This window comes from Dactylosporangium fulvum, assembly GCF_025137375.1.
In the GTDB taxonomy this organism is placed as follows: Bacteria; Actinomycetota; Actinomycetes; order Mycobacteriales; family Micromonosporaceae; genus Dactylosporangium; species Dactylosporangium fulvum.
Genome location: NZ_CP073720.1, coordinates 9,851,029 through 9,875,274, shown reverse-complemented (window position 1 = coordinate 9,875,274; position 24,246 = coordinate 9,851,029). Strand labels below are relative to the sequence as shown.

General features: G+C 69.8%; 29 protein-coding genes. 14 read left to right on the top strand and 15 right to left on the bottom strand.

Annotation, left to right across the window (positions count from 1 at the left end; translation table 11 throughout):
- Positions 1-4 precede the first annotated feature (4 nt).
- The 3 genes from Dfulv_RS45455 (at position 5) to Dfulv_RS45445 (ending at position 2,149) form a co-directional block, all read left to right on the top strand.
- Positions 5-292 carry a hypothetical protein gene (locus Dfulv_RS45455; RefSeq protein ID WP_259860010.1) on the top strand — a complete coding sequence of 96 codons (288 nt, stop codon included), beginning with the start codon at positions 5-7 and terminating at the stop codon, positions 290-292.
- Between the two features lie 107 nt (positions 293-399).
- Positions 400-1,737: an MFS transporter gene (locus Dfulv_RS45450; protein WP_259860009.1), complete on the top strand. Its 1,338-nt coding sequence runs from the start codon at positions 400-402 to the stop codon at positions 1,735-1,737.
- A 37-nt stretch (positions 1,738-1,774) separates the two neighbouring features.
- Positions 1,775-2,149: a MarR family winged helix-turn-helix transcriptional regulator gene (locus Dfulv_RS45445; protein ID WP_259860008.1), complete on the top strand. Its 375-nt coding sequence runs from the start codon at positions 1,775-1,777 to the stop codon at positions 2,147-2,149.
- Here Dfulv_RS45445 and Dfulv_RS45440 read toward each other — a convergent pair.
- Positions 2,127-2,387, bottom strand: a complete 261-nt coding sequence (locus Dfulv_RS45440; RefSeq protein WP_259860007.1) for a hypothetical protein — start codon at positions 2,385-2,387, stop codon at positions 2,127-2,129. The genes Dfulv_RS45445 and Dfulv_RS45440 overlap by 23 nt on opposite strands.
- Before the next feature lie 138 nt (positions 2,388-2,525).
- Positions 2,526-4,433 carry a CHASE3 domain-containing protein gene (locus tag Dfulv_RS45435; protein WP_259860006.1) on the bottom strand — a complete coding sequence of 636 codons (1,908 nt, stop codon included), beginning with the start codon at positions 4,431-4,433 and terminating at the stop codon, positions 2,526-2,528.
- 41 nt (positions 4,434-4,474) lie between these two features.
- Here Dfulv_RS45435 and Dfulv_RS45430 point away from each other — a divergent pair, with 41 nt between their 5' ends.
- Positions 4,475-5,146, top strand: a complete 672-nt coding sequence (locus tag Dfulv_RS45430; protein WP_259860005.1) for a response regulator — start codon at positions 4,475-4,477, stop codon at positions 5,144-5,146.
- Here Dfulv_RS45430 and Dfulv_RS45425 read toward each other — a convergent pair.
- From Dfulv_RS45425 to Dfulv_RS45405, 5 genes are all read right to left on the bottom strand, one after another.
- The gene (locus Dfulv_RS45425) at positions 5,124-5,480 is read right to left on the bottom strand and encodes a response regulator (protein ID WP_259860004.1); all 357 of its coding nucleotides are present in this window, start codon (positions 5,478-5,480) and stop codon (positions 5,124-5,126) included. The genes Dfulv_RS45430 and Dfulv_RS45425 overlap by 23 nt on opposite strands.
- A gap of 100 nt (positions 5,481-5,580) precedes the next feature.
- Complete coding sequence (locus tag Dfulv_RS45420) at positions 5,581-7,086, bottom strand: DUF1996 domain-containing protein (protein WP_259860003.1); 1,506 nt, start codon at positions 7,084-7,086, stop codon at positions 5,581-5,583.
- 117 nt (positions 7,087-7,203) lie between these two features.
- Positions 7,204-8,037, bottom strand: a complete 834-nt coding sequence (locus tag Dfulv_RS45415) for a class II fructose-bisphosphate aldolase (protein WP_259860002.1) — start codon at positions 8,035-8,037, stop codon at positions 7,204-7,206.
- Entirely contained in the window at positions 8,018-8,875 is an 858-nt protein-coding gene (locus Dfulv_RS45410; RefSeq protein WP_259860001.1) for a 1-phosphofructokinase family hexose kinase, read from the bottom strand. Before Dfulv_RS45410 ends, Dfulv_RS45415 begins: the two co-directional genes overlap by 20 nt.
- A gap of 26 nt (positions 8,876-8,901) precedes the next feature.
- Positions 8,902-9,774: an SIS domain-containing protein gene (locus tag Dfulv_RS45405; protein WP_259860000.1), complete on the bottom strand. Its 873-nt coding sequence runs from the start codon at positions 9,772-9,774 to the stop codon at positions 8,902-8,904.
- Between the two features lie 309 nt (positions 9,775-10,083).
- Here Dfulv_RS45405 and Dfulv_RS45400 point away from each other — a divergent pair, with 309 nt between their 5' ends.
- The 4 genes from Dfulv_RS45400 to Dfulv_RS45390 all read left to right on the top strand — a co-directional run bounded on the left by Dfulv_RS45400 (position 10,084) and on the right by Dfulv_RS45390 (position 14,104).
- The gene (locus Dfulv_RS45400) at positions 10,084-10,857 is read left to right on the top strand and encodes a DeoR/GlpR family DNA-binding transcription regulator (protein WP_259859999.1); all 774 of its coding nucleotides are present in this window, start codon (positions 10,084-10,086) and stop codon (positions 10,855-10,857) included.
- A 196-nt stretch (positions 10,858-11,053) separates the two neighbouring features.
- Positions 11,054-11,434, top strand: coding sequence for a response regulator (locus Dfulv_RS45395; RefSeq protein ID WP_406567889.1), 381 nt, complete (start codon positions 11,054-11,056; stop codon positions 11,432-11,434).
- Positions 11,374-11,535, top strand: a complete 162-nt coding sequence (locus tag Dfulv_RS49020; protein ID WP_406567888.1) for a response regulator transcription factor — start codon at positions 11,374-11,376, stop codon at positions 11,533-11,535. The genes Dfulv_RS45395 and Dfulv_RS49020 overlap by 61 nt, the downstream gene beginning before the upstream one ends.
- Before the next feature lie 64 nt (positions 11,536-11,599).
- Positions 11,600-14,104 carry a BTAD domain-containing putative transcriptional regulator gene (locus Dfulv_RS45390; protein WP_259859998.1) on the top strand — a complete coding sequence of 835 codons (2,505 nt, stop codon included), beginning with the start codon at positions 11,600-11,602 and terminating at the stop codon, positions 14,102-14,104.
- Between the two features lie 92 nt (positions 14,105-14,196).
- Here Dfulv_RS45390 and Dfulv_RS45385 read toward each other — a convergent pair whose 3' ends face one another.
- The 4 genes from Dfulv_RS45385 to Dfulv_RS45370 form a co-directional block, all read right to left on the bottom strand.
- Entirely contained in the window at positions 14,197-15,654 is a 1,458-nt protein-coding gene (locus tag Dfulv_RS45385) for a site-specific integrase (protein WP_259859997.1), read from the bottom strand.
- Positions 15,655-15,758: 104 nt separating this feature from the next.
- Positions 15,759-15,971: a helix-turn-helix domain-containing protein gene (locus Dfulv_RS45380; RefSeq protein ID WP_259859996.1), complete on the bottom strand. Its 213-nt coding sequence runs from the start codon at positions 15,969-15,971 to the stop codon at positions 15,759-15,761.
- Positions 15,958-16,659: a replication-relaxation family protein gene (locus Dfulv_RS45375; protein WP_259859995.1), complete on the bottom strand. Its 702-nt coding sequence runs from the start codon at positions 16,657-16,659 to the stop codon at positions 15,958-15,960. Before Dfulv_RS45375 ends, Dfulv_RS45380 begins: the two co-directional genes overlap by 14 nt.
- Complete coding sequence (locus Dfulv_RS45370) at positions 16,656-17,480, bottom strand: replication-relaxation family protein (RefSeq protein WP_344404281.1); 825 nt, start codon at positions 17,478-17,480, stop codon at positions 16,656-16,658. Before Dfulv_RS45370 ends, Dfulv_RS45375 begins: the two co-directional genes overlap by 4 nt.
- A 1,033-nt stretch (positions 17,481-18,513) precedes the next feature.
- Between Dfulv_RS45370 and Dfulv_RS45365 the strand changes: the two genes are divergently transcribed.
- Positions 18,514-18,810 carry a helix-turn-helix domain-containing protein gene (locus tag Dfulv_RS45365; RefSeq protein ID WP_259859993.1) on the top strand — a complete coding sequence of 99 codons (297 nt, stop codon included), beginning with the start codon at positions 18,514-18,516 and terminating at the stop codon, positions 18,808-18,810.
- Positions 18,807-19,142, top strand: coding sequence for a hypothetical protein (locus tag Dfulv_RS45360; protein WP_259859992.1), 336 nt, complete (start codon positions 18,807-18,809; stop codon positions 19,140-19,142). The genes Dfulv_RS45365 and Dfulv_RS45360 overlap by 4 nt, the downstream gene beginning before the upstream one ends.
- 37 nt (positions 19,143-19,179) lie before the next feature.
- Here the strand turns inward: Dfulv_RS45360 and Dfulv_RS45355 are convergent, their stop codons facing one another.
- Positions 19,180-19,395 (bottom strand): DUF2191 domain-containing protein, encoded by a 216-nt coding sequence (locus Dfulv_RS45355; protein WP_259859991.1) that lies wholly within the window; start codon positions 19,393-19,395, stop codon positions 19,180-19,182.
- The gene (locus Dfulv_RS45350) at positions 19,392-19,676 is read right to left on the bottom strand and encodes a hypothetical protein (protein WP_259859990.1); all 285 of its coding nucleotides are present in this window, start codon (positions 19,674-19,676) and stop codon (positions 19,392-19,394) included. The genes Dfulv_RS45355 and Dfulv_RS45350 overlap by 4 nt, the downstream gene beginning before the upstream one ends.
- A gap of 111 nt (positions 19,677-19,787) precedes the next feature.
- Between Dfulv_RS45350 and Dfulv_RS45345 the strand changes: the two genes are divergently transcribed.
- Positions 19,788-20,063: a hypothetical protein gene (locus tag Dfulv_RS45345; RefSeq protein ID WP_259859989.1), complete on the top strand. Its 276-nt coding sequence runs from the start codon at positions 19,788-19,790 to the stop codon at positions 20,061-20,063.
- On the top strand, positions 20,060-20,563 hold the full coding sequence (locus tag Dfulv_RS45340) for a hypothetical protein (RefSeq protein ID WP_259859988.1): 504 nt from the start codon (positions 20,060-20,062) through the stop codon (positions 20,561-20,563). Before Dfulv_RS45345 ends, Dfulv_RS45340 begins: the two co-directional genes overlap by 4 nt.
- Positions 20,564-20,609: 46 nt before the next feature.
- Here the strand turns inward: Dfulv_RS45340 and Dfulv_RS45335 are convergent, their stop codons facing one another.
- Both Dfulv_RS45335 and Dfulv_RS45330 read right to left on the bottom strand, forming a co-directional pair.
- Entirely contained in the window at positions 20,610-21,554 is a 945-nt protein-coding gene (locus Dfulv_RS45335; protein ID WP_259859987.1) for a hypothetical protein, read from the bottom strand.
- Positions 21,555-21,791: 237 nt separating this feature from the next.
- Positions 21,792-22,244, bottom strand: a complete 453-nt coding sequence (locus tag Dfulv_RS45330; RefSeq protein WP_259859986.1) for a hypothetical protein — start codon at positions 22,242-22,244, stop codon at positions 21,792-21,794.
- 399 nt (positions 22,245-22,643) lie between these two features.
- On the opposite strand from Dfulv_RS45330, the gene Dfulv_RS45325 reads away from it, so the two are divergent.
- Both Dfulv_RS45325 and Dfulv_RS45320 read left to right on the top strand, forming a co-directional pair.
- Entirely contained in the window at positions 22,644-23,147 is a 504-nt protein-coding gene (locus tag Dfulv_RS45325) for a DUF4365 domain-containing protein (RefSeq protein ID WP_259859985.1), read from the top strand.
- A 6-nt stretch (positions 23,148-23,153) separates the two neighbouring features.
- The gene (locus Dfulv_RS45320; protein ID WP_259859984.1) at positions 23,154-24,236 is read left to right on the top strand and encodes a hypothetical protein; all 1,083 of its coding nucleotides are present in this window, start codon (positions 23,154-23,156) and stop codon (positions 24,234-24,236) included.
- Positions 24,237-24,246: the final 10 nt, after the last annotated feature.

The window sequence follows — 24,246 nt, the reverse complement described above, 5'->3', positions numbered from 1 at the left end:
GTCGTTGAAGGTCAAGACCGCCATCGTCGCGGCGGTGGCGGCCCTCGTCGTCGGGGGTGGCGGGTTCGCGGTGATCAGGTCCGCCGACAACCGCACCGCCGCCACCTCCCAGCAGGCAGGGCTCAACGGTGACCCCGCCGCGCCGGGGGCGGATTCGGTGGCAACGGCCTTTGCCGGCGCGCTCCACGGAGACTGCACCGCCGTAGCCGCCACCAACCGCTTGCCGATCGGCACCGCGACCACGATCACCGACTCGGCGCGGAATCAGGTCGGGCAGCCGCCGCGGAACTGAGTGATCTGCGGCGCATCACGTGGCGACGACAAGTTACTTGTACAAACATAATAGTTATGCCACTACAAGCACGACGTCGCAGGCTGCTCATCCTCGGCATCTGCTGCATGAGCCTGCTGATCGTCGGGCTGGACAACACGATCGTCAACATCGCCGTCCCGGCCATCCGCAGCGACCTCGACGCGTCGCTGGCGGGCGTGCAGTGGACGATCGACGCGTACTCACTCGTCCTCGCCAGCCTGCTGCTCATGGCCGGCTCGACCGCCGACCGGATCGGGCGGCGGCGCACGTTCCAGACCGGGCTCGCCGTTTTTGTGATCGGCTCACTGCTGTGCGGGCTCGCCCCGTCACTGGGCTGGCTCGTCGCGTTCCGCGTGCTCCAAGCCATCGGCGGCTCGATGCTCAACCCGGTCGCGATGTCGATCATCACCAACGTCTTCACCGACCGGCGCGAGCGGGCGCAGGCCATCGGCGTGTGGGCGGGGGTCGTCGGGATCAGCATGGCGCTCGGGCCGGTCGTCGGCGGGCTGCTTGTGGAGAGCGTGGGCTGGCGGACCATCTTCTGGCTCAACGTGCCGATCGGCGTGGCGGCGATCATCCTGACGGCCCTGTTCGTGCCCGAGTCGAGGGCGCCGCGGCCGCGCCGCGTCGACCTGCCCGGCCAGGTCATCGTGCTGGCGCTGATGGCGAGCGCGACGTACGCCATCATCGAGACCTCGATCGTGGCGGGGGTCGTCGCCGTGGTCGCGCTGGCCGCGCTGCTGATCGTGGAGCCGCGGCGGCACGAGCCGCTGGTTGACCTGAAGCTGTTCCGCAGCCCGCCGTTCGCCGGCGCCACGCTGATCGCGGTCGCCGCCTTCAGCTCGCTTGCCGGGTTCCTGCTGCTCAACACGATCTACCTGCAGGAGGTGCGCGGCTACACACCGCTGCACGCGGGCCTGCTCACGCTGCCGATCGCGGCGATCACGGTGATTCTGGGGCCGCTGTCCGGGCGGCTGGTCGGCGCCCGCGGGCCGCGCCCGTCGCTACTGTTCGGCGGTGTCGGCATCGGCCTCAGCGGCCTCCTGCTGACCCGGCTCGACGAGCACACGCCGCTGGCCTGGCTGCTCGCCGCGTATGTCGTGTTCGGCATAGGCTTCGCGATGGTCAACCCGCCGATCACCGTCACGGCGGTCTCCGGGTTGCCGACGGCGCAGGCGGGTGTCGCGGCCGCGTTCGCCTCGACGAGCCGGCAGTTCGGTGCCGCGCTCGGGGTCGCGGTTCTCGGCGCGGTCGTGGCGGCCGGGCTGCACGGTGCCCCGCTGGCGGACGGGTTCGTCTCGGCCAGCCATGCGGCCTGGTGGATCGTGGCGGGGTGCGGTGTCGCGGTGCTCTGTATCGGTACGCTCACCACCGGACGGCGGGTCCTGGAGCGGCAACCCGAGGCGGAGCTGGTTGATGCCTGAGGCGGCGGAGACGGCGGCGGCGCGAGCGTGGCGCGAGATGCGCGCGCTGGTGCTCGAGCAGCACGACCGCCGCAAAGAGGTGTGTGAGGCGCTGGACATGAGCTTCGTCCGGGTCAAGGCCCTGTGCCGGATCGCCGACGAGCCGCTGACGATGCGCGGGCTGACCGCGCACCTGCAGACCGACGCGCCTTACACGACCATCGTGGTCGACGATCTTGAACAGCGAGGGTTGGTACGGCGTGCGCCGCACCCTGCGGACCGGCGCGCCAAGGTCGTGACGGCGACGGAGGAGGGGCGGGCGGCGGCGGCTCGTGCGGAGGGCATTCTTAACGAGCCGCCCCCGTCCCTACTGACGCTCGCTTCGGGGGACCTGGCACAGCTGGTGAGGATCATCGATCAGCTGCGCCACTGAGCGAACGCGTCAGCGCTCGGGCGCACAGGTCACGCGCCCACTGGATACGATCGAGCGCGACGTCTGGACGATCGCCGAACACTTCCGCCGCTCGGGCGTAGCACTCATCAGCGCCGAGCCGGGCGAGCGTGCTGTCCACGGTCGCGCGGACCGTGGCGTCGTCGAGGTCGCGGGTCTTCGGGGTGTCGGAGACGAACAGTGCCATGCTCAGCACCGGGTCAACCGGGCAAGTCGTCATGGTGGATCACCTGTTCATGGGGGTGCGGATGTCTTAGTCCACGTTTGCTCGTGGGAGAACCCGCAACCTCGGCGCCAGCGGGATTCCCCTGCTGCGGGTTTCCGCACCCCCCGATACCGGCTGGCCTCCATCACCGTCTCATCGCGTGTCACCCCCCTGGGCGATGGCCGGCAGCGGCACGGTGATGTCCAGCTTGGTGCCGGTTCCCGGCCGGCTGGCGATGTGCATGGCGCCACCGAGCGCGGCGACCCGGTCGCCGAGGCCGACCAGGCCGGTGCCGGTCCTCGGGTCGGCGCCGCCGACGCCGTCGTCCTCGATCGACAGTTCCAGCCGCCCGTCGACGATCGACGCTACTACGCAGATGAGCGTGGCCCGAGCGTGCCGGACGGCGTTGGTCAGCGCTTCGGCCACCACGTAGTACACCCCGATCTCCACCTTGGTCTCCAGCCGGTCCGGCAGATCCAGCCGGACCTCCACCGGGATGGGTGAGCGGCGGCCCAGCGACTTGATCGCCGGGCCCAGGCCGCCTTCCGAAAGGATCGAGGGATGGATGCCGCGAGCCAGTTCGCGCAACTCGTCGATCGCGTCCGACAGGTCGCTGCCGATCGAGTGGAGACGCGCCTGCAGGCCGTCGGTTGCCTGCGTCTCGGTCGCGCGCAGCGCCAGGAGCAGCACGATCAGCCGCTGCTGCGTGCCGTCGTGCAGGTCGCGCTCGATCCGCCGGCGGCTCTCGTCGGTCGCCGCGACGACCCGGGCCCGCGACGCGGTCAGGTCGGCGCGGGCCTGCGAGTTGGCGATCGCGCTCGCCACCAGGTCGGTGAACTCGGCGGCGCGCCCGGCGTCCTGCTCCGCCAGGGCCTCGGAACACGTGGAGAGCGCCTTGAGCGCTCCCCAGGTCTTGCCCGCGACGAGGACCGGCGCACAGATCGCCGACCGGATCGAGGTGTCGCCGAACTCGTGGGCCAGGAAGTCGGCGCTCTCGGCCCCTTCCATGCGGATCGGCCGGCCGGATTGCAGCACCCGCCCGGCGATGCCGGTCTCCTTGAGCGGTACCTTGCCGAGCTGGATCCGGTGCGTCGGGTCGTAGCTCCAACTCGCCACGATGGTGCCGCCGCCGTCGGCTTCGAAGCGGAGCAGGACGGCGGCGTCGGCCCCGAACAGCTTGCCCGCCTCCGCGGTCACCGTGCTGAACACCTCTTCCGGCGGCCTGCCGCGCGCGGCGACGGTCGCCACCCGGCGCAACGCCGCCTGCTCGGCCGCCACCGTGCTCAGTGTCATCCGGCTGCGCTCCAGCGCGTCGACCATCGAGTTGAACGTGCGCTGCATCCTGCCCACCTCGACGGGACCGTCGGTTTCGATCCGCACGCCGAGGTCGCCGCTCGCGACCTTGTCGGCGGCGGCGACGAGCCGGTGCAGCGGGCGTACGACCATGACGGCCAGCGAGCGGGTGAGTAGCGCGACCGCGAGCAGCGCCACGACGAACCCGCCGACCCCGGCGAGGACCGCCTGCCGCCCGGCCTGGGTCGCCTCGTTGCGCATGTCGTCGACGGTCGCCCGCTGGACCACCGTGAACTGGTCGAACTCGTTGCGCAGCGCGGCGATCTGGCGCTGGCCGTCGGCGATGGACTGCGGGTCGACGTTGGTCGGGTCGGTGCCGTCCTTCGCGATCGCCGGGTCGGCGTAGTTGTTGAGGTAGGCGGTGATGTTGTTGTTGAGCTGCGCCACCCGGGCCGCCTGTGCCGGGTTGCCGCTCACGGCCGTGGCCAGTTCCTGCTGCCGCAAGGGGATCTGTTGCTGGGCGCGGATCCACGGCTGCAGCAGTGACCGGTCGTGGGTGAGGGCGAATCCGCGTCGGCCCGCTTCCACGTCGAGGACGAGGCGCTCGAGGGTGTTGGCCGCCGACACGGCCCGCTCGGCCTGGGTGACGACGAGAACGGAACTGCGCAGCTGGTAGACCGAGAAGAGGATCGCGGCGAACGCGGTACTGATCATGAGTGTGAACACCGCGCAGACCACCCCGAGACGGACGGTCAACCCTCCGCGCATGAGGGGTGTCTACCCGCGATCGCGGGGTTATGTTGGATTTGATGACATTCGAGGGGACGGCGGACCCGCTTCGAGTGGTGATCGCCGACGATGACGTTCTGCTGCGCGAAGGGCTTGCGAGCCTGCTCGACCGGCACGGGTTCACCGTGGCCGGCCTGGCTGACGACGGGAACCATCTGCTGGAGCTCGTCGAGAAGACCGAACCGGATCTGGCGATCGTCGACATCCGGATGCCGCCCACACACACCACCGAGGGCCTCGCCGCGTCCCGTGAGATCCGGCTGCGGTTCCCCCGGGTGGCGCTGCTCGTGCTCTCCGCGTTCGTCGAGGTCGAGCACGCCATCGAGTTGCTCGCCAGTGGCGAGCGCATCGGTTACCTGCTCAAGACCCGGGTCACCGACGTCGAAGATTTCCTCGAGACACTGCACCGCGTCCACGACGGCGGGACCGTGGTCGATCCCGCCGTGGTCCAGGAACTCGTCGCCGCGCACCGCCGCCGCGACCCGCTCGGCGTGCTCAGCCCGCGCGAGCGTGAGGTGCTGGCGCTGATGGCCGAGGGCCGGTCCAACGCGGGTGTCGCCAAGGAGCTGTGGGTCACCGAGGGCACCGTGGAGAAGCACGTCCGCTCGATCCTCACCAAGCTGGACCTGCCCGAGACCGACGACACCCACCGCCGGGTGCTCGCCGTCCTCACATTTCTTGAGGCTGCTTGAGCATTTGGGTGATCGCGCACCCGGAGAGCTGGTCCTTGGGCAGGAAGCCGATCGCGCGGCTGTGCCCCACCAGTTCGAGGATGTCGTCCGGCGCCAGGCTGGAAATCATGATCACCGCGGTCGACTCGATGCGGGCCGCGAGGTCGAAACCGCTCTCCCTGCCGAGGCCGACGTCAACCAGTACGACATCTGGATCTTGTTCTTCGACGGCCTGCAGCGCCTGACCGCTGTCGCACGCATCGGCGACCACGGAGATGCCCTGCGTCGTGAGGAGCCGTCGTGCGCTGGTGCGGAAGCGTTCGGAGTCGTCGACGATGACGCAGCGGATCGCCATGCCTCCACCGTGACAGCTTTCGGGGTGGCTCGGCCTTGCGGCTAACGGGAAAGGCCACCCGTGGCGGCGGGTGGCCTTTCCTGTCCTGTGGGTGAAGCTGTCAGAAGTTGCCTGCCGAGTTGCACTTGTAGCCCTGGTTGAGGCAGTCCCGGACCCGCTGGGCCAGGGCCTCGGGCTTCCACGCGTTCCAGAAGTCCGCGTGCATGGAGTAGCCCGTTCCGGAGGCGAGCGAGATGCCCTCCGTGTTCGTGCTCAGCGGGTACGCGATGACAAACGAGACCGACGGGATCGGCACCGGGTGCGTCTTCGGGCAGGACCCGGTGTGGTCGCCCCAGGCCATGTGCGCCTTGTGGTCCGGGCTGTCCAGGTGCACGCCGTCCCAGCAGTCCGGGAAGGTGATCTGCCGGACGAGTTCCGCGGTCTTCGCGCACACCGGGTACTCGCCGTTCGCGGTCCGGCCGGTCGAGCCGCCGATGCCGGCGCACCAGAAGTGGTTGCCCTGCTTGTCCGGCGTGTCGGTCTGGGTCTTCGCGTCACCGACGATCATGCGCAGGCCGAGCGGGAACGGCTGGGTCTTGCTCGGGTCCTTCAGCCGGGAGCCGTAGTAGACGGTGACGCCCTTCGGGTCGACGACCTGGCCGTTCTGGTAGAGCGTCGGGATCCAGTACGCCGAGTGGTCGTCCGCCGGGTTGCACGTGGTCGTGCCCGCGAACAGCGACTCGGTGGTGGAGTTGGCGTCGGTGGTCTTGTTGCCGATGAACGTGTGGTTGTGCGAGGCGCCGGCCAGGCCCGGGAAGACGATCGGGTCGTCGCTGCCGTGGTGACTCACCGTGCACTGGGCGTTGAACTCCGGCACCTTCACCGGGTTGTTCGTGATCGGTCGCGGCTTGCGGGCGAAGAAGGCGGCGGTGTCGGCGGCCTGCTTGGCCGGGTCGACGGTCGGCCAGCCGGTGGTGCTGCCGCCTCCGGGCGGTGCGCTGGTCGGCGCGCCCGTGGGCGGCTTCGTCGACGGAGCCGGCGAGCCGGGGATCGTCGCGGTCGGGGTCCGCTTGAGCTGGAACCAGTTGACGTTGATGAAGTCGCTCGCCTGGTTGCTCTTGAGCAGCAGGAACACGGTCTGCTTGCCGGTCAGTCCGGTGTTGCTGAGCTCGGTCTTGGTGACCCAGGTCTGCCAGCTGCCGGTGTGGCCCACCGCGAAGGTCGCGAGCACCTCACCGGTCTGGGTCCCGGCGCGCAGTTCGACGGTGCCGCCCGCTCGGCTCGCGGCGGCGACGCGGATGCTGGCCGCCAGCGCGCCGGTGGAGCCGAGGTCGACGCCGTCGTACCGCATCCAGTCACCGTTGGCGAGCCAGCCGACGTTTTTGCCGCCGCCGGTGTCGCCGGTGTTCTCGGTGCGGGCGCCGGACTGCGCACTCCACGCCTCGGCCTGGATCAGCCCGGCGGTGTCGGTCTGCTCGGCGCCGGCGGTGGTGCTGACGATGACGGTGGTGGCGATCGCGCCGGCCACCGGCACCGTGAGCAGGGCCATGAGCGCGCGGCGGCGCTTCGGCGAGCGGCGCGGCGGGGTTGTCGTCGGATACGGATGATGCCGCGGGTCGGTCGGCATGATGAGCCCTCCAGAGGCGCTGGTCAGTGGCATCGCGGGGAAGCGGCCTGACCGTACGGCTCCGGAGAGCGCTCTCTCAAGCGTTCCGGGGAGATCTAAGTGGAACGTAAAGGTGGGCTAAAGGAGGGTCACTACCCGCAATGCCTGGGTCACCGCCGCGGCCATCTCCGCCCGCGCCGGCTGGAGATATTTCCGCGGGTCGACCGAGCTCTGGATCTGTATTTCCCGGCGGATCGCATTGGTGAAGGCGACGTTGAGCGCCGTTCCGATATTGATCTTCACCAGGCCGTTTGTCACCGCCTTGCGCAATTCGTCGTCGCCGACGCCGGACGAGCCGTGCAGCACGAGCGGCACGTCGACGGCTGCGGCGAGCGCCCGCACGAGATCGTGGTCGAGCTGCGCGTCGCGGGTGGTCATCGCGTGGGAGGACCCGACGGCGACCGCCAGGGCGTCGACCCCCGTCTCCGCCACGTACGCCGAGGCCTCGCCCGGATCGGTCCGCGCGCCCGGCGCGTGGGCGCCGTCCTTGCCGCCCACCTCGCCGAGTTCGCTCTCCACCCACAGCCCCTGTGCGTGCCCGCGCCGCACCGCGTCCGCCGTCGCCCGCACGTTGTCCACATAGGACAGTTTTGAGGCGTCGTACATCACCGAGCCGAACCCGTTGGCCGCCGCCTGGTCGAACAGTTCGTCGCTCTCGACGTGGTCGAGATGCAGGCCCACCGGCACCGACGACAGCTCGGCAACGCTGCGGGCGGCGGCCGCGATCGGCCCGAGCCGGCCGTGGTGGAAGCGGACCGCGTTTTCGCTGATCTGGAGGATGACCGGGCAGCCGGCCGCCTCGGCGCCGGTGACGATCGCCTCGGCGTGCTCGACGGTGATCACGTTGAAAGCGCCCGCCCCCACTCCGCGGCGCTGCGCGTCGGCGACGATCTCACCGGTCGGGCTGAACATGCGGTCCTCGTCTCCTCAGGCGGTCGTACTCGTCCAGGTCGACGGCGCCGGCCACCGGTGCGGCGACAGCCGCGGCGGCCAGCGCGGCGGCGTCGGCGAGCAGGGCCGGCCAGGGTGTGCCGTCCCGCAGCCCGCGGGCGATCGCGGCGGCGCACGCGTCGCCGGCTCCGGTCGGGTTGCCCTCGACGATCTCCGGCGCGGCGGCCTCGAAGGTGCCTTCCCCGGTGTACGCGATGAGCCCTTCCCGCCCACGTGAGACGACGAGCGTGCCGGTGCGCCCGATCGCCCGCGCCTCCTCGGCGTTGGGTTTCACCACGTCCGGCGCGGCCGCGGCGCCGTGCACCAGCGCCTCCCCGCTGGTGTCCAGCACCGTCCGCACACCGTGGCGCTTCGCCGCGGCGATCAGCACGGCGTAGGTGTCGGGGCGCAGGCCCTGCGGGAGCGAGCCGCTGAGCACCACGACGCTCGCGCCGGCCATGAGCGACTCGTAATGCTCGGCAAACGCGGCCCACTCCGCGCTCGTGACCGTCGGGCCGGGCTCCCACAGCCCGGTCGCGTCCGCACGGTCCACGACGGTGACCGTGCGGCGGGTCTCACCGCCGATGGTGACGAAGGAGCCGGCCAGCCCGGCCGCGTCCACGAGGGCGCGGACGTGGGTGCCCGTCCGGCCGCCGAGCAACCCGGTGGCGAGCACCGGCTCACCGAGCGCGTGCAGCACGTTCGCGACGTTGAGGCCCTTGCCGCCGGCGTGCTCCGCGACCACGCCGACCCGGTGGGTGGCGTGCCGGACGAGCTCATCGACGGTGTACGTCAGGTCCAGCGCCGGGTTGAGCGTCACCGTCACGATCATGGTCGTCGGCGGCTTCAGCGCAGGATGACGGAGCGCGTCAGCAGGCGCGGCCGGTCCGGGTCGAGACCCTTGTGCGCGGCGAGCGCCACGGCGAAGCGCTGGGCCAGGACGAGCTGCGCCAGCGGGTCACGGTCGTCGCGGTAGGGAGTGGCCCCGGCACCGCGCACCGTGTCGTCGAGCTCCGCCGGGGTGCCGCCGAACGACCACACGAGGCTCTTCGTGCCGGCGACGGCGACCGGGCCGTGGCGGTAGTCCATCGCCGGGTACGACTCTGACCAGGCCTGCGCCGCCTCGCGAACCTTCAGCGCGGCCTCGTGTGCCAGGCCGACGGTCCAGCCGGTGCCGAGGAACACCAGGTGTTCGATCCCGGCGGGGTCGGTCGGCAGTGGTGCCCGCAGCGCGGCCTCACCGTCGGCGACGAGGTGGCCGAGGTCCGCGCCGAAGCCCGCCCGGACCATCGCCAGCAGCGTCGTCGGGAAGCGGGTCTGCACGACGCTGCGCTCGTCGGCGAAGTCGAGCAGGATGCGCTCGTCGACCAGGTCGTCGACCGGCTGCCCGGCCACCGCCGTGACGGCGACCTTGTAGGCGTCGACCCGCTGGAGGGCGTCGAGCACCTCGGTGGACGTGCCCGACCGGGTGAGCGCGACGACCCGGTCGTAGCGGCGCCGGGGGACGAACTCGGAGGCGCAGACGGCGTCGGTCTCCCCGAGCCCCGCCGCCTCACGCAGCTCGGCGACGCACTGCGCCATGAACCACGACGTGCCGCAGCCGAGCACCAGCATCCGCTCACCGGGCGCGGCGAGGGCAGCGCGGCCCACGTCCGCAAGGGCGATGCCTTGCCGCCAGACGTCGGGCTGACTTTCGATCTCCCGGGAGGTATCCGCCATGCGGCCACCATCGCGCGTTCACGCAGCAGACACAAGATAAGTTGTCCAAGTGAGCATTCCAGAATGCGCGTTTGAGCGATTCCGCGACCGGGCGCCTGCGCTGCCTGCCGCGTCCGCGCCTGCGCCGCCTGCCGCCGTGCTCGTGCCGTCTGCCGCTGTTCCTGCGCCGCCTGTGCCTGTGCCTGTGCCCGCGCCGACCGCTACTGGCGCTGGCCGGGCTGCCCGGATTGTCGTCTCGGCCGTTGCCCCGACCGCCGCTGGGTCCGGGGATGGGTCCGAGGCAGGGGCCGAAGGTGGGGCGGTGTAACGGTGGGCTCCCGCCGCCGGGCCGACCGGGTGTCGGCCATCCTGGAACGGGTGTCGGGCGACGGCACCATCGACGCCGGGGAGCTCGCGCGTGAGTTCGGGGTGTCCGCCGCCACCATCCGTCGCGATCTGCAAGCCCTCGAGGACCAGAAGCTGCTGTCCCGCACCCACGGTGGTGCGGTGGCCCTCGACGCTTCGTCCGAGCTTCCCGTGCGCTACCGCGTGGGCCACCACCGTGAGGCGAAGACCGCGATCGCCCGCAAGGCCGCGGCGCTGCTGCCCAAGGGGCCGCTGACCCTCGGAATGACCGGCGGCACCACGACCCACCTGTTGGCCCGCCTGCTCGCCGAACGGGTCGACCTGACCGTGGTGACCAACGCCGTGAACATCGCCGCCGAACTGGCGCTGCGTCCCAGACTGAAGCTGATCATGACCGGTGGCGTCACCCGCACCCAGTCCTACGAACTCGTCGGCCCGATCGCCGACCACACGCTGACCGGCCTGAACATGCAGGTTGCGGTCGTCGGCGCGGACGGTGTCTCGGCCCGGGGCGGCCTGACCACCCACGACGAGATCGAGGCCCACACCAACGCCACGATGATCCGCCGCGCCGACCGGGTGCTGGTGGTCGCCGACGGCTCGAAGATCGGCCGCAACTGCCTGGCCGCCATCTGCCCGATCACCGACGTCGCCACGCTGGTGACCGACGCGACGGCCGACCCCGCCGGGGTGGCCGCGATCCGCGACGCAGGCGTCGAGGTGGTGGTCACCGACTGAAGAGGGTTCCCGATCCGGCCGGCCTCGCCGAGCGGGTCACGGAGGCGGGCGGCCGCCTCACGTACGGCGGCGACGGCGACCGCTGGACGGTCACCGCGACCCTGCCGACCGCGACGCGTGGCAGCTCCCGGGTCGAGCTCGCCACCGCGGCGCTGATGTTCGTCGTTCTGCCGGCCGTGTTCATGGTGGGCGCACGATGATCCGCGTGCTCGTGGCCGACGACGAGCCGCTCATCCGCGCCGGGATCCGGACGGTCCTGGAGTCCGCCGGCGACATCGAGGTGGTCGCGGAGGCTGCGGACGGGGACGAGGCGGTCGCGCTGGCGGACCGGGCCGACGTGGCCCTGCTCGACGTCCGGATGCCCCGGCGGGACGGTCTGAAGACCCTTCAAGACCTTCAAGTCGTACGGCCTGAGCTGCGCACGGTCATCCTCACGTCGTTCGGCGCCGAGCCGAACGTGGTCCGTGCCCTGCGCCTCGGCGCCGCCGGGTTCGCCTGGCCCCACGCGAGGCCGACGTGCTGCGCCTGGTCGCGGAGGGTCGCTCCAACGCCGAGATCGGCACAGCGCTGCGGATGAGCGAGACCAGCATCAAGACGTACGTCAGCCGCATCCTCACCAAGCTCGACTGCGCCAACCGCGTCCAGGCCGCCCTGCTCTACCGCGACTCGATCTCCTGACAACGCCCGGAATCCGACAGCCAATGCCGTTCTCCGGGTCCTGAACAGCCGTTATCGTGACCGCGTGACGCGGCTCGACTTCCGGATTCTCGGACCGCTCGAGATACGGACGCCGAGTGGAACGACCCTGGACCTCGGCGCCCGGAAGCAGCGTGCCGTGCTCGCCCTCCTGCTGCTGGAGCCCGGCCGGGTCGTGTCGCTGGACCGGATCGTCCACGGGCTGTGGGCCGGTGAGGTGCCGTCGAGCGCGACCGGCACCCTCCAGGCGTACATCTCCCAGCTGCGCCGGGTCCTCGAGCCGGACCGGCCGCCCCGGACCCCGCCCGCGGTGCTGGTGACCCGCGATCCCGGATACCTGCTCGCGATCGACGGCGACCAGGTCGACTCGGTCCGCTTCAGCCGCGGCGTCGAGGCGGCCCGCAGGCACCTCGGCACGGGCGCGTTCGACGAGGCCGAGCGGGCGCTCACCGCCGCGCTGTCCGAGTGGCGGGGCGCGCCGCTGGCCGACTTCGCCGACGAGGAGTTCGCCACGGCGGTCGCGACCCAGTTCGGTGAGCTGTACGACAGCGCCGTCGAGGAACTGGTGGAGGTACAGCTCGCCACCGGGCGCAACGCCGCCGCGGTGACGGCCGCGCAGAGCCTGCTCGACCGGCACCCGTTCCGGGAGCGGTCATGGGGCCAGCTGATGCTCGCGCTGTACCGCGAGGGGCGCCAGGCCGACGCGCTGGCCGCGTTCCGCCGCGCCCGGACGGTGCTCGACGAGGAACTGGGCCTGCCGCCCGGGCCGGAACTGCAGGCCCTGGAGATGGCGATCCTGCGCCACGACCCGGCGCTCGGGCCGGGGCTGCCACACGTGCCGGCCGCCGTTGCGCCACCGCCGTACGACGGGCCGCGCCGGCAGCCCGCCGCCGGGGCGCCGTCCCTCGTCGGCCGGTTGGGCGAGGAGGGGCTCATCACGGACCGGGTCGACCAGGCGGGCCACGGCCAGGGCGGTGTCGTGCTCGTCGTCGGGGAGGCCGGCCTCGGCAAGACGCTGCTGGCCGAGTGGGCCGCCGCGACGGCCGGCGCGAAGGGGCTCGCGACCGCCTGGAGCCGGTGCGTCGAGGCCAGCGCCACACCGGCCTTCTGGCCATGGGCGCAGGTCCTGCGGGCACTGCCGGAGACCGGGCACCGGCAGCACCTGCTCGACGTGCTGGCGGGCCGCGGTGAGAGCCCTTGGCGCCGGGAGGATCCGGACACCGCCCTGTTCCACCTGCACGAGGCCGTGGCCGAGACCCTGCGGGAGGCCGCCGCCGAGCGTCCCCTGTTGATCGTCGTCGACGACCTGCACGTCGCCGACGCCTCCTCGCTGCAGCTCCTCGCACACCTCGCGCCGATGCTGCACCGGGTGCCGATCCTGCTGATCGCGACGCTGCGGCCGGAGGCCCCCGACGCCGACCCGGCGCTGCGCGAGACGCTCGCGCTGCTCGCCAACGAGCGCGGCGCCGAGCGGCTGCGGCTCGGCTCGTTCACCGCCGCCGACATCGCCGACTACCTCGCGGGCGCCGGTGGCGAGCCGCGCTCCGAGGTGGTGCTGGCCCTGCTGGAGCGCACCGGCGGCAACCCGTTCTACCTCAAGGAGCTGCTGCGCCTGCTGGCCAGCGAGCACCCCGGCGGCTGGGGCAGCGCGCAGGCCGTCGCCGAGACGGGTGTGCCCGAGAGCGTCCGCGACGTCATCTCGCGCCGGGTGTCCCGCCTGCCCGACGAGACCCGGACGATGCTGCACACCGCCGCGGTCATCGGCCGCGACGTGGGCCTGCTCCTGCTGGAGGCGAGCACCGGCCGGGAGAACGAGGACGTGATGTCGGCGCTGGAGCCGGCCGTCGTCGCCGGCCTGCTCACCGAGGTGCCGGGCAGCTGGGACTACCGCTTCGCGCACGCGATCGTGCGCGACACCGTGTACGGCGGGCTGAGCCGCCTGCAGCGGGCCAGGCTGCACAAGCGGGTGGGTGAGGCGATCGAGTCCTTCGACCGCCCCGACGACCCCGACCAGCTCAACCTGCTCGTGCACCACTTCACGATGGCCGCGCCGCTGGGTGTCGCGGACCGTGCGGTGCGCTACGCGCGCCGGGCCGCCGAGCTGGCGATGGCGCAGCTGGCGTACGACCAGGCCGCCCGCTACCTCGAATCCGCGCTCGGTGCCCTCGACCCGACCCGGCCGGGTGCCGCCGCCGACCGGTGCCGCCTGCTCGTCCAACTGGGCGTCGCGCGCCGGGCCGCCGGTGACGTGGCCGGCACGCGGGTCGTGCTCGACGAGGCGCTGACGCTCGCCACGCAGCTCGGCGACGACGAGCTGGCGGTGGACGCGGCGACGCTGTTCGGCGGGGTGACGCTGTGGGCCTGGCGGCCGTACCTCGTCGCGGACGAGCGCATGGTCGGCATCCTGCGCGACCAGCTGAGCCGCCTGGACCCCGCCGACCTGCACCGCCGGGCGGTGCTGCAGGGCACGCTCGCCGTCGAGCTGTACCACAGCCCGGAGCGCCCCGACGGCGAGGCGCACGCGGAGGAGGCGGTCGCGCTGGCACAATAAGCACGTCAACGGCATTTAGGCCACAGAACCTACGCCAGACCCAGTCGTGGTCCGCAACGATTCGCCGGGGATTAGAAGCACCAATCTTCCGTTTACGAACTGGCAGTTCTGCCGGCGATTCTGGCGGCCACCGCGTCGGCCGCGTCCTGGTGCATCTGCTTAGTGACGCTTTGGTACGTATCCCGTGTCAAGGTGGTGGTCGAGTGGCCAAGCTGCTCGGACACGACCTTGATGTCGATTCCCGCGTCCAGTGCGATGGTCGCCGCCGAGTGTCGTAGATCATGCAGCCGTACCGGCGGCATCCCCGCCTTCCGTGCCAGCAGGCGGAACCGCGCACTGAACGCATTCGGATGCCATGGCTGCCCGTCGGGCCGGACGAAGAACAGCCCGGTGTCCGGCCACGCCTCCCCAACGGCGAGTCGCCATGTCGCGCGGCGCGCCTTGTACGCCGTGAGCACTCGGACGGTGTCGGCGTCGAGGGCGATGTCCCGGTTCCCGGCACGGCTCTTCGGCGCTTTCTGGATGGTCCGATGACCCATGATCGCGATCTGGTTGTTGACGGTCAGTTCCCGCTTGGCGAGTCGCGCTTCGGTGTCTCGCAGTCCGACGGTTTCGCCTCGGCGCAGTCCGCGGTACGCCATCAGGTGCAGCATCGGGTGGATCACTGCATCGTGGTCGGCTACGTAGTCGAGGAACGTGGCGACCTGCTCGGCGGTCCAGACCATGACCGGCCCGGGGACCTCGCCGGTGATCTGCCACCGTTCGACGCGTTCGGCTTCCCACACGATCGGCAGGGCGCGGTCGGCGGGTGTCTTGACGAGCATGGCGGGGTTGGAGCCGACGATGAGTTCGTCGGCAAGGGCGTCGTTGATCGCCTTCCGCAGTACGGCCCGGATGTGGTGACGGGTGACCGGCCCGGTAGGGCGGATTCGAGCGACGGTCCTTCGGATCGCCGGGTCAGGGCTGGCCTTCAGTTCACGGATCTCGGCATTGCGGCGTTCCATGGCCACGAACATCGCCCGCAGGTGGCTGGTGCGCAGCTTGTCGAGGGGTACGTCGCCGAGGTACGGGATGAGATGGACACGGACGATGGACTCGTAGCCGTGGATGGTGTTGATGTCGGCCGCGAGGTGCTCGAGCCAGGTGGTGAGGTACTCGCCGACGGTGGGCATGTCGCCGAGCGGTCCGTCGCCGCGCAGGCGTTGGCGGACGCGGTCGACGTCGGGGAACGGGAGGCGGTGGCGTACCGCGTTCTGGATGACGTCGCCGATTTCGATCTGGCGGCGGCGGTCGCGGCCAGCCAGGCCCAGCAGCGCGCGGGCGTGGTCGCGTTCGGCGACGGCCTGCTGGCGGGTGGCGATGCCGGCGCGGCGCAGCAGGCGGCGTTGTCCATCGGCGGTGGGTGGGAGTTCGAGTTGGTACGCCCAGTGGCCGTGCTGCGGGTTCCAGGAGCGGTTCGGGCGGCGCAGTTGGGGGCAGTGGGTGCCGTACGGCTTGTCGGTCTGCGGGTCGCGGCAGCCGCAGCGTTTGAAGATGCTTCCTTCTGCCATGGTCGGTGGTGTGCTCCGATCAGGGTGGGCAACGGTTTGTCGGACCATCGACGCTCGCCTCGCCAGCACGTTCAAGTCGTGACGGGCGAGCGCCGACGATTCCCTTACGCGTCGAGGTGGATGGCGGCGAGCAACGGCACGGTCGGTACCCGATAGACAGCGCCGACCTTGAGCAGCGGCACCGGGAACGCGCCACGGCGGGCGAACTTGTACGCGGCGGACCGCGAGACGCCGAGGATCTCCGCAGCGGTGGCGAGATCGGTGGTCGGACCGAGCGCCCGGAGCCGCTCGGGAGTCCAGGCGCTACGCGCGGACATAGGAGTACACGCCGTCGGCGACGGCCTCGTCGTACGGCCGCTGCGGGTCGTAGATCGGGCGCACCGACGGATCGAGCTGCTCCGCCGCGGGGAGCTCGTGCAAGGCAAGGCGTTCACCGCGGACACGCCACACGAGCTCACCGGGGCGACTGGCCGCAATGGTCAGCCCTCCCGACTGGCGCCCGAGGCGGTCCGGGTCGTCGGTGGTGACGAGCAGCAGGCTGACACCGGTGTCGACGGCGAGGGAGCGGTACCGGCGCAGCCAGCGCAACGGCGGTCCGCCGGGGTCGCGCTGATACCAGAACCCGATGCGCTTGCCGTTGTGCAGGTACTCGCAGTACGGAGCGGGTACGGATCGCCAGGCCCGAAGGTCGGTGCCGGCCTGTGTACGGGCATGGGCGGCCAGGTCGACGAAGAACTGGTTGGTGGTCAGATCCGGCTCGCCAGAAACGGGTCGGCGCAGCTGGACGCCGAACGAGCCCGGGAGCCAGGCCGAGTCGACGCGGACGAGCCAGCCGAGGCGGGCCAGGGTACGCAGCCGTCGACCAGCAGCAACCGACGCGGAGTCGTAGCCAAGCGCGGTGAACTGCTCGGTGGTGAGGGCCTGGTGCTCGGCGAGCATGTCGATGGCCCAGCGGTCGCGCGGCATGAGGCCGCACAGGTCGGTGAGAGAGAATGTGGTCTTCACGGTCGTATGCCTCCGATAGGCAGGTCAGCAAGGGCGAGTGGTCCGGGGAGGCCGTGCAACCACCAGGGCCCGGTGGCGGCGTGGACTCCTGGAACGCGGGCAGCAGTGGCGACCGGCGTCCCGAGCGGGCCGAGATCGGCGAGCCGCTGATGCAGATGGTGTTCACGATCCGGCGAGTGCAGCCACAGCAGAACCGGCCACGCCGGCCCGCCGAGCGCTGTGAACCGGGCGTACCCAGCGAGCTTGCGCAGCAGCTCAGTGAGGGGTTCGCCGCCGGTGTCGTACTCGAGGAAGAACGGCACACCGGACCAGACACCGTGCCCGTCCGGGCGGATGAGGGTCTGCGTGATGAGCTCCACCCGATCGCCCGGCCCGGCGAACGCACCCGGCACGCTGCACCGCGACTCGGACCACCACCGCTGCAACTCGTGCGCGGAATGCCCGGCGAGCTGGGTGAAAAAGCCGTTCACCCCAAGGCGATGCTGCAGGATCCGCGAAGCGGTCCAACGGCGCCGGATCGCCTTCGCGTACCCAGGTCTGGGCACCGACTCGTCGCGTTGTGCCGCGACAACCTCGGCGCCGAGCTGATCGATGACGTAGTGGAACGGATACGAACCGCCCTCGGCCCGGAACGGCCGGAACCGGTCCACCACCTTCAGCGCAATGAGCCGCTGCAGGCGATGCTGCGCGAAGTCCAGCGACGGGAACAGCGCCTCAGCGATCTGCCCAGTCGTCAGAACCCCATGGTCGAAGAGCCAGTCGAGGAGTTGATGGTCGCGGGCAGTCAGGACCGATTGCACCCGCAAGACCTGATCAGGCACGGTTTTCCTTTCATCTGGTACGGGGGAAGAGAACGCAGCGTGTCTCTGAGCCGCCGCCCGAACGACCGGACGGGGCACGTGCTGCAGGGACAGCGGCCGGCGACGTCCGTTGCGGGGTCCGGATCAAGACGGACGCCATGACGGCGGTCAACAAGGACGCCAGCACAGACGGCAAAGCGCTACCGACCTCGCGGCGTCTGGCAGACGGCGATGGCGCTTGCTCGATCGGCCCACCACCAGCCGTCGAGCCCTGCGCCCTCCTATCCGCCGTTGTGAGCGCTGGCGAACGCCCCCACCACTCACAGCCGCTCACACGGCGCCCGGGCCGGTTTTGTGAGTGCGCTGTGAGTCGCTGTGAGCGCGGGGTAGGGCTCTCTGTGAGCGTCACGTGCTACGGCACAGGACCTGCGCTGTGAGCGCAGGGCGGCGAGCCACTCACAGCGGAACCGGTCACTGTGAGCGGTTGTGAGCGGTTGGTCCACACGCGGCGTCAACACCGTCCGCCATGTCAACGACATACGTCGATGTCATGGACATCCGCCACGGCGTACCACCGGACGTCACTCGCATGTCAATCCAGTCGCACACAACGCGCCGTGGATCAACGTGACATGTTGCCATCTCGACGTGATGACATGTCAAACACCAGGTGAGGAACTACTTGACCTTGATGACAGGCCACACCCGCGGTGACAATGCCAGCCACGACACGCCGAAATGTCAACGAAGATCATCGATTGACACCGTTGCGAGCTCAGGCGTGACACGCCCCGCTGTCACAGTCGCCACGCCTGCTGTCACCTGCCGATGACACGATCGCCGCCAGCTGCAGCGTCACACGCCAGCGACGATGTCATAGCACTGTCCACGCCGCATGTCACAACCACTGCGTGCCACGCCGGTCCCCCGGTCGGCGGCGGTGTCACGACTGCCGCCCGAATCATGTCCATCGACAGCGACGACTTGACTCCTCGGCAAAGGCGAGCGTTCATCGACGTCCAGCCGTCCCGGAATCCACCGGCAGGGAGGACTCATGTCAGACGTACCGCCACGCCGCGGCCCCGCGACCGCGGGCAGCTTCGGCCAGCTGATCACCCACCGCAGGCACCAGCTCGGCATGACCCAAGGCGATCTGGCCGACCAGCTGTGCGCCAGGTCGGGTCGCCCGACCTTCACCCGCCACGAGATCTCACGGTACGAGCGCGGCCTGCGCATCCCGACGGCACCGCTGCTGCCCGTCATCGCCGACTCACTCGATCTCCCCATGGCCGTGCTGCGCCGTACCGCAGCTGCCGACCGGAAACGACGGCACGCCGGGAACCGACGGTGAGCGCCGCCCACCGGGTCATCCGCCCGTCCTGGACCTGCACCGCCGACGGACTCCCCTGGCCGTGCACCGAGGCGCAGCGGATCCTGCGGAATAGCGACTTGGCCATGCTCCGCCAAACCATGGCCAAGCTCATGGCCATCGCTCAAGGAGAGCTGGACGACACCGACCCGGCAGCGCTTTACCGACGCTTCCTCGCGTGGACCCTCGAATCCGACCAGCGCTGCGCCCTCTGCGGCAGCCGCCGCCACGCAGCGATCCCCGGCGTGCCACCGCGTCTCATCCCGTGTGACGGCCTGCGAGCAGCAAACACCACAGGCGAACTGCCCGAGTAGCTCGCGTCGACGCACCCAAGTGTCGGTACATCCGTGCTCACGGCCGGCGTTTGCCCTTATCCAGCAGATGGTCGAACGCTCCGGTAGCGGCGATCTCAGTCAGCTCATCCAGGGCCTTGGCCCGGCGTTGGACAGCTGCCACCTCACGCAGCGCGGTGTTGATGGCGTCCTTCTGCGTTCTGGTCCCTAGCAGGGCGTTCACCTCCGCCAGCGCATCCGAGACGGCATCGATGAGCTTCTTGACCGCGATCACTTCTTGCAGGCCTCACCAATGAGGTCCGGAAGGTCCTCGGCATGGACATCCCGCTCCGCGAGCCGGCGGTCATTTGCGGCCTGCAGGTCGCGCAACCGCTCCGCGCGGTTGACCGATGCCCCCATCTGCTGGCACTGCGTGAGTCCGATGCGCTTGCGGCCCTCGGCGAGGTGGAAGGCGCTGACCCACGCCTCGGTCCGTGCCCTCTCGGCAGCCAGCGCGTCACTGTCTCCGTCGTCGAGCTCGGCACGGATGCCGTCCCAGTCGTGGAACTCGGTCATAAGGCTCCCATCTGTTGCGTTCGAGTACAGGGCAAACGCCGACCATCTCTCCACACAACATCATATGGCCCCCTCTGTAGCACATAAATAATTTTGTGCTACAGTATTGACATGCCGGTCCGGTTCACCGAAAGTGCAAGGAAGCACGGCTTTACCGAGGACGAGGCGGTGTACGCCATCGAGAACGCGGTGGGACACGTCCAGCACTTCACGGATCCTCAGCCTCCGGCCAATATTCGACCCCATCTGTTCGTCGGTCCACGTAGCCTCGCGGATCACAGGTTGCTCGAGGTCTTCCTTGAAGTTCGGGGAAGCACGGTCACGGTCTTCCATGTCATGGAGGCCCAGGAGCGCAGTCTCAACCTGATCGGAAGGAGTTATCGATGACCTCCGAGCCGCATACGGCTGGCACTCCCCTGCCGATCGACGACTACGAAGCAGCGGCGCGATGGGCGGAGAACGCCACCTTCGATCCGGACGATCCCACCGTGGAGCGAGACGAGATTGCCGCTGCCAGCGGGCGCGCCTTGCTGCAAGCCGCCCGAGTGGCGGACGAGCAGGTGCCGACGGCCGACGACTACGAGGCAGCGGCACGATGGGCCGAAACGGCCACGATTGATGCAGACGCAACGGTGGAGTCGGGCCCTGCGGCCGCCGAGAGCGGACGGGCGCTGTTGCGCGCCGCTCGCGCTGGCAGGCCGGCGCTCGATGCACAGAATGAGCCGGGTCAGGCCTCACCAGTGCGCCGTTTCCGGTTGTCAGTAACGCTCAATGCGGAGCTTGACGACTTTGTGAAGGCCAGCAAAGCTCGCGGCCACGACACCACGCCGAGCGATGTCATGCGCGCAGCGCTCGCCGAATACCTACGGTCTCATCCGGCAAGCTGAATTCTGCGCCGGACGGTTCCGGGAACGCCCGCCACTCGTCCGGCCGTCATTCAGACTTGTCAGCCCTGCTTGCCCACCCTTGAAGGAACATGATCAGCGTCAACGGGCCGGCGGCGTGCACAAAGGTGAACATGGCAGCCGCGAACCAGGGGTACGGCAACTGCTCGGCACTCGCGAAAACGACCCACGCCGCAAAGTCGAGCGCCAGCGTCAGACCGGCTGCGCCGAGTGCGATAAACCGCTGCCAACGCCGCCGCTCGCGCCAAGGCGCGAACGCCCATCCGACGGCGGTCACCGGCAGCAACGCGATGAGACCGGCCATTACCCCGCGGCCAGCCGCGGACTCCGCTCCGAGTGCCGGGAGCGCCTGCCACGCCTGAAAGCCGGCTGTCAGTGATGCCGATGCCACGACGACCAGCGTCAAAACGCCGAGCAGTGCCAGCGTCGCCGGCGCCAAACGGCGGGCAGATGTGGCGTCGGGCAGGCGGAGTCCGCCGTCGCCGTGCGGCTGCCGAGCGCCATCGGCCGAGACCGTCGGTTGACGGCGTGACGACCGAACGTCCGCAGTCTCGTCCGTAGCCCTCTGGGGTGGCACTGCGACGCTGGAAGCCGACTCGCCAGCAGTCGACGCTCCCGATGCATTTGGAGCTGCCCGACTCGCCCGGTCCAGCGCCTGAGGGTCATGGGCGAAAGCACTGTTGGGTCCGAGCGCTTCGGTGAGGCGAAGCGCGTCTGAGGCGAGCAGCATCGCAATGATGTCGGTGAGGTCCGCGCAGACAGGACAGCCCAATTGCTGGCAGCCTGCATGCCGTTCGATAAGGGACAGGACCGTCGCGTGTGTCCACGCGGCGACGTACGGGGCCTGTTGCCAGCCGGGCAGCTTCCCGATAGTCATGGCCAACTCGTCTGCCTGCTGTTGCGGCACGTCGTATGCGATTGCGGCAGCCTGGACCCGGCGGTGGAATTCTGTCTCAGCCAGACTCTCATTCATGGTCGTCATTATGCTGCGGCTGATCGGTCACAACCTAAGGCCGAAGGTGGCGAACAATTGAGTGCCTCCTCGTCCGGTGCGAGGGCACATGGCATGACGGTGCTCGAGCTGCCACCTCCGCAGGCGTCTCGGCGAGTGCTCGGCGGAGCGGACGAGCCAGGGTCACGGCGGGCCAACCCGGCATACCGGGCGGACCACGTCGGTCGCAAACGCCGATTGGGTGATCGGTGGCCGGTCTCACCAGCCCGAACGCGCCGGGGTCACCGTAGGGCGGGATATGCCGACGCAGGTCAGCGTGGGCGTCGGTACACTGCTCATCGCGCCCTCGTAGCTCAGGGGATAGAGCAACGGTTTCCTAATTCCGCTGAGTTGTTGACGAGCAACAGCGTGTCCCGCGCATTCGTAGCGTTGATATGGAATTTCGCCGTCGCGAACGGCAGCCGTGCGATCCGTGGAATTGCCGCTGTTTCGTGAGCAAAATTGGCGCCCCCAGCTCGTCGGCAGGTGTGGATACCGCACCACCATTCGTGTGCCGTACTCCTTGACCCCCTGCAGTTCGGTGAGGTGGTGCTGAATCTGCAGACCTCCGGGTAATGGTCGGCCCACCATTCCCGGCAACCCGCCGAATCCAATCGATGTCGAGGCATGTCGGAGTCTCAATAACGCACGGTGGCCGTGCTTCTTGAACACCGAGCTGACCTTGTCTGGATACGTGACGTCTGGACGTGGGTCGACGGGACGCGGCCGAGGGCATCGGCATCGGCGTAGCAGCAGGCGGCGCAGGCTTGACCCGGCTCCCGCGGCGCGGGCGGCCTCACGGAAACACGATCGACGTCGCCCGGCGCAATCACGCGCAGCGCGTGACCGCCGCCAAGACCGGCTGCGTGCTGAGATCCGCTACTTGGTGCCTCATCTGGCGTCGCCACGCGGAGGTACCCAAGGAAGCGGTGACGGTCTATATCAGGCTGCCAGCAAGACCACCAGAGCCGGATAGGCGCCCTGCGTACGACTTTCAGCTACTGACAGCGGCCAATACCCGGCGTAAGCTTCCGACTACCGCTTGTTGAGGGGTCACCTGCGGAGGGGTCGATGCTGGACGCGAAACAGCATCAGGGAAAGTTCGGCGAGGACTACGTTCGGGTGCTCGCCTCGGCGGCCGGGTTGGTGGTCCTCACTCAGGACAACGATTCAGATGGCGTCGATTTGGGGTTCCGTGCGACGGGTCGGTACGGCCACGTCCAGTCGCCCATGATCGAAGCACAGGTGAAAACCTGGTCGAAGCCCACCGAGTCGTCGGGCAGGCTACATTATCGCGGCTTGAACGAGTGGCAATTCAACAAACTCGCCGGGCCGAACTTCAGTGTGCCGCGCTACCTATTCCTCATCTGCGTGCCGTCAGATCCGCTCGAGTACGCAGCCTTCCGCTCAGAGGGCGTTCTGCTGCGGCACCTCGGCTACTACGTCTCGCTCCGATCTGAAACGCCAGTCGCCGAGCCCGACCGTGAACGCAGCCGGCCGGTTAGCGTGCCGACGGTCAACGTTCTCACCGCCCAGGAGCTGCGTAGACTGACCGAGTCCCGGACCGCGTGGTAGCCCGGCATGACAACCGCGCTGCGCGTCGATGACATCGCGTCCTACCTGGCTGAGACCGGCTGGCTGCGCGCGCCGCGCGACTGGCATGGCGTCGGCGTGTGGAACCATCCGGACGACTACGAGGTCCTGGTTCCCGCCCACGAAGGCTTCGGCGACGCCCGGGCCCGGATCAACGAGATTCTGCGTTGCCTGGCCACCTTGGAGGACCGTCCGGTCCCGGAGATCGCGGCGGAGATCGCCCGGCCGGACGCTGACACCCAGCTTTTTCAGACCTTCCCCGCCGACCGGGACCCGGGCTACACGTCCGTTGCCGAGGGCTACCGCGCCGTCCAAGGGGTACGCGATGTCCTGGCGATCGCTACTCGCACGGTGGTTCAGGGCCCGCATTTCACGTTCGCCGGCCGCCCGCCCAACGTGGTGGCGGATCTGCTCCGGGCCGCCGAGATGGGACCGACCCGCGCCGGCAGCTATGTGCTCGAGGTGCGCTTGTCCGCCCGCACCTCGCTGCCGGGAGGTGTAACCGGCCGCACCGTCACTGGGCAGATCCACGAGGCGATCACTGCGGCCGGGGAGGCCGTCTCGACGGGCCAGCTGTCGGCCTTCGAGGACCAGATCGTGACGGCCGGTCTGTCTGCGAATCTCTGCACGGCGCTGAGCGACCTAGGTGGCATCGACCACGGGGCGCCGTTCGAGATCGGTTTCCGCTGGGGCCGCGCAGTGCCTACCGAGTCCAACAGGAGTAGCCATCGTTTCCCGGCGGGCGCGGGCGTGCTGCTCCGCGAGGCCGCCGACCAGCTCCGCACCCTCGATGCCTCCGGTGCAGCAACCATCGCCGGCCCGATCGAGACGCTTCACCATGGCGCCACCCGCGACGAACAGTGGCGTATCAGCGTGCGCGGCGAGTTCCACACCGGCACCGGGCCGGTTCGCCGGCGCAAGGTCTGGGTTCGCCTGCCCAACCAGGCAGCCTACGACCGGGCAATCGCGGTGCACCACCGTCAGCTCGCCGTCCGGGTCTCCGGCGAGCTGTCCAGCTCCACCGGCCGGGTCGAACTGGTACCCGACCGCGGCTTCGACGTCATCGACTGATTCCGCTACC

Excerpts from the sequence above, each read along its gene's own strand:
- Dfulv_RS45385 (WP_259859997.1), bottom strand. The coding sequence starts at position 15,654 with ATGGCAGAAGGAAGCATCTTCAAACGCTGCGGCTGCCGCGACCCGCAG.
- Dfulv_RS45405 (WP_259860000.1), bottom strand. The coding sequence starts at position 9,774 with ATGGCGGATACCTCCCGGGAGATCGAAAGTCAGCCCGACGTCTGGCGG.
- Dfulv_RS45420 (WP_259860003.1), bottom strand. The coding sequence starts at position 7,086 with ATGCCGACCGACCCGCGGCATCATCCGTATCCGACGACAACCCCGCCG.
- Dfulv_RS45350 (WP_259859990.1), bottom strand. The coding sequence starts at position 19,676 with ATGACCGAGTTCCACGACTGGGACGGCATCCGTGCCGAGCTCGACGAC.
- Dfulv_RS45450 (WP_259860009.1), top strand. The coding sequence starts at position 400 with ATGAGCCTGCTGATCGTCGGGCTGGACAACACGATCGTCAACATCGCC.
- Dfulv_RS45340 (WP_259859988.1), top strand. The coding sequence starts at position 20,060 with ATGACCTCCGAGCCGCATACGGCTGGCACTCCCCTGCCGATCGACGAC.
- Dfulv_RS45345 (WP_259859989.1), top strand. The coding sequence starts at position 19,788 with ATGCCGGTCCGGTTCACCGAAAGTGCAAGGAAGCACGGCTTTACCGAG.
- Dfulv_RS45380 (WP_259859996.1), bottom strand. The coding sequence starts at position 15,971 with ATGTCCGCGCGTAGCGCCTGGACTCCCGAGCGGCTCCGGGCGCTCGGT.
- Dfulv_RS45365 (WP_259859993.1), top strand. The coding sequence starts at position 18,514 with ATGTCAGACGTACCGCCACGCCGCGGCCCCGCGACCGCGGGCAGCTTC.
- Dfulv_RS45435 (WP_259860006.1), bottom strand. The coding sequence starts at position 4,433 with ATGCGCGGAGGGTTGACCGTCCGTCTCGGGGTGGTCTGCGCGGTGTTC.
- Dfulv_RS45430 (WP_259860005.1), top strand. The coding sequence starts at position 4,475 with ATGACATTCGAGGGGACGGCGGACCCGCTTCGAGTGGTGATCGCCGAC.
- Dfulv_RS45440 (WP_259860007.1), bottom strand. The coding sequence starts at position 2,387 with ATGACGACTTGCCCGGTTGACCCGGTGCTGAGCATGGCACTGTTCGTC.
- Dfulv_RS45320 (WP_259859984.1), top strand. The coding sequence starts at position 23,154 with ATGACAACCGCGCTGCGCGTCGATGACATCGCGTCCTACCTGGCTGAG.
- Dfulv_RS45325 (WP_259859985.1), top strand. The coding sequence starts at position 22,644 with ATGCTGGACGCGAAACAGCATCAGGGAAAGTTCGGCGAGGACTACGTT.
- Dfulv_RS45445 (WP_259860008.1), top strand. The coding sequence starts at position 1,775 with ATGCGCGCGCTGGTGCTCGAGCAGCACGACCGCCGCAAAGAGGTGTGT.
- Dfulv_RS45335 (WP_259859987.1), bottom strand. The coding sequence starts at position 21,554 with ATGAATGAGAGTCTGGCTGAGACAGAATTCCACCGCCGGGTCCAGGCT.
- Dfulv_RS45395 (WP_406567889.1), top strand. The coding sequence starts at position 11,054 with ATGATCCGCGTGCTCGTGGCCGACGACGAGCCGCTCATCCGCGCCGGG.
- Dfulv_RS45425 (WP_259860004.1), bottom strand. The coding sequence starts at position 5,480 with ATGGCGATCCGCTGCGTCATCGTCGACGACTCCGAACGCTTCCGCACC.
- Dfulv_RS45415 (WP_259860002.1), bottom strand. The coding sequence starts at position 8,037 with ATGTTCAGCCCGACCGGTGAGATCGTCGCCGACGCGCAGCGCCGCGGA.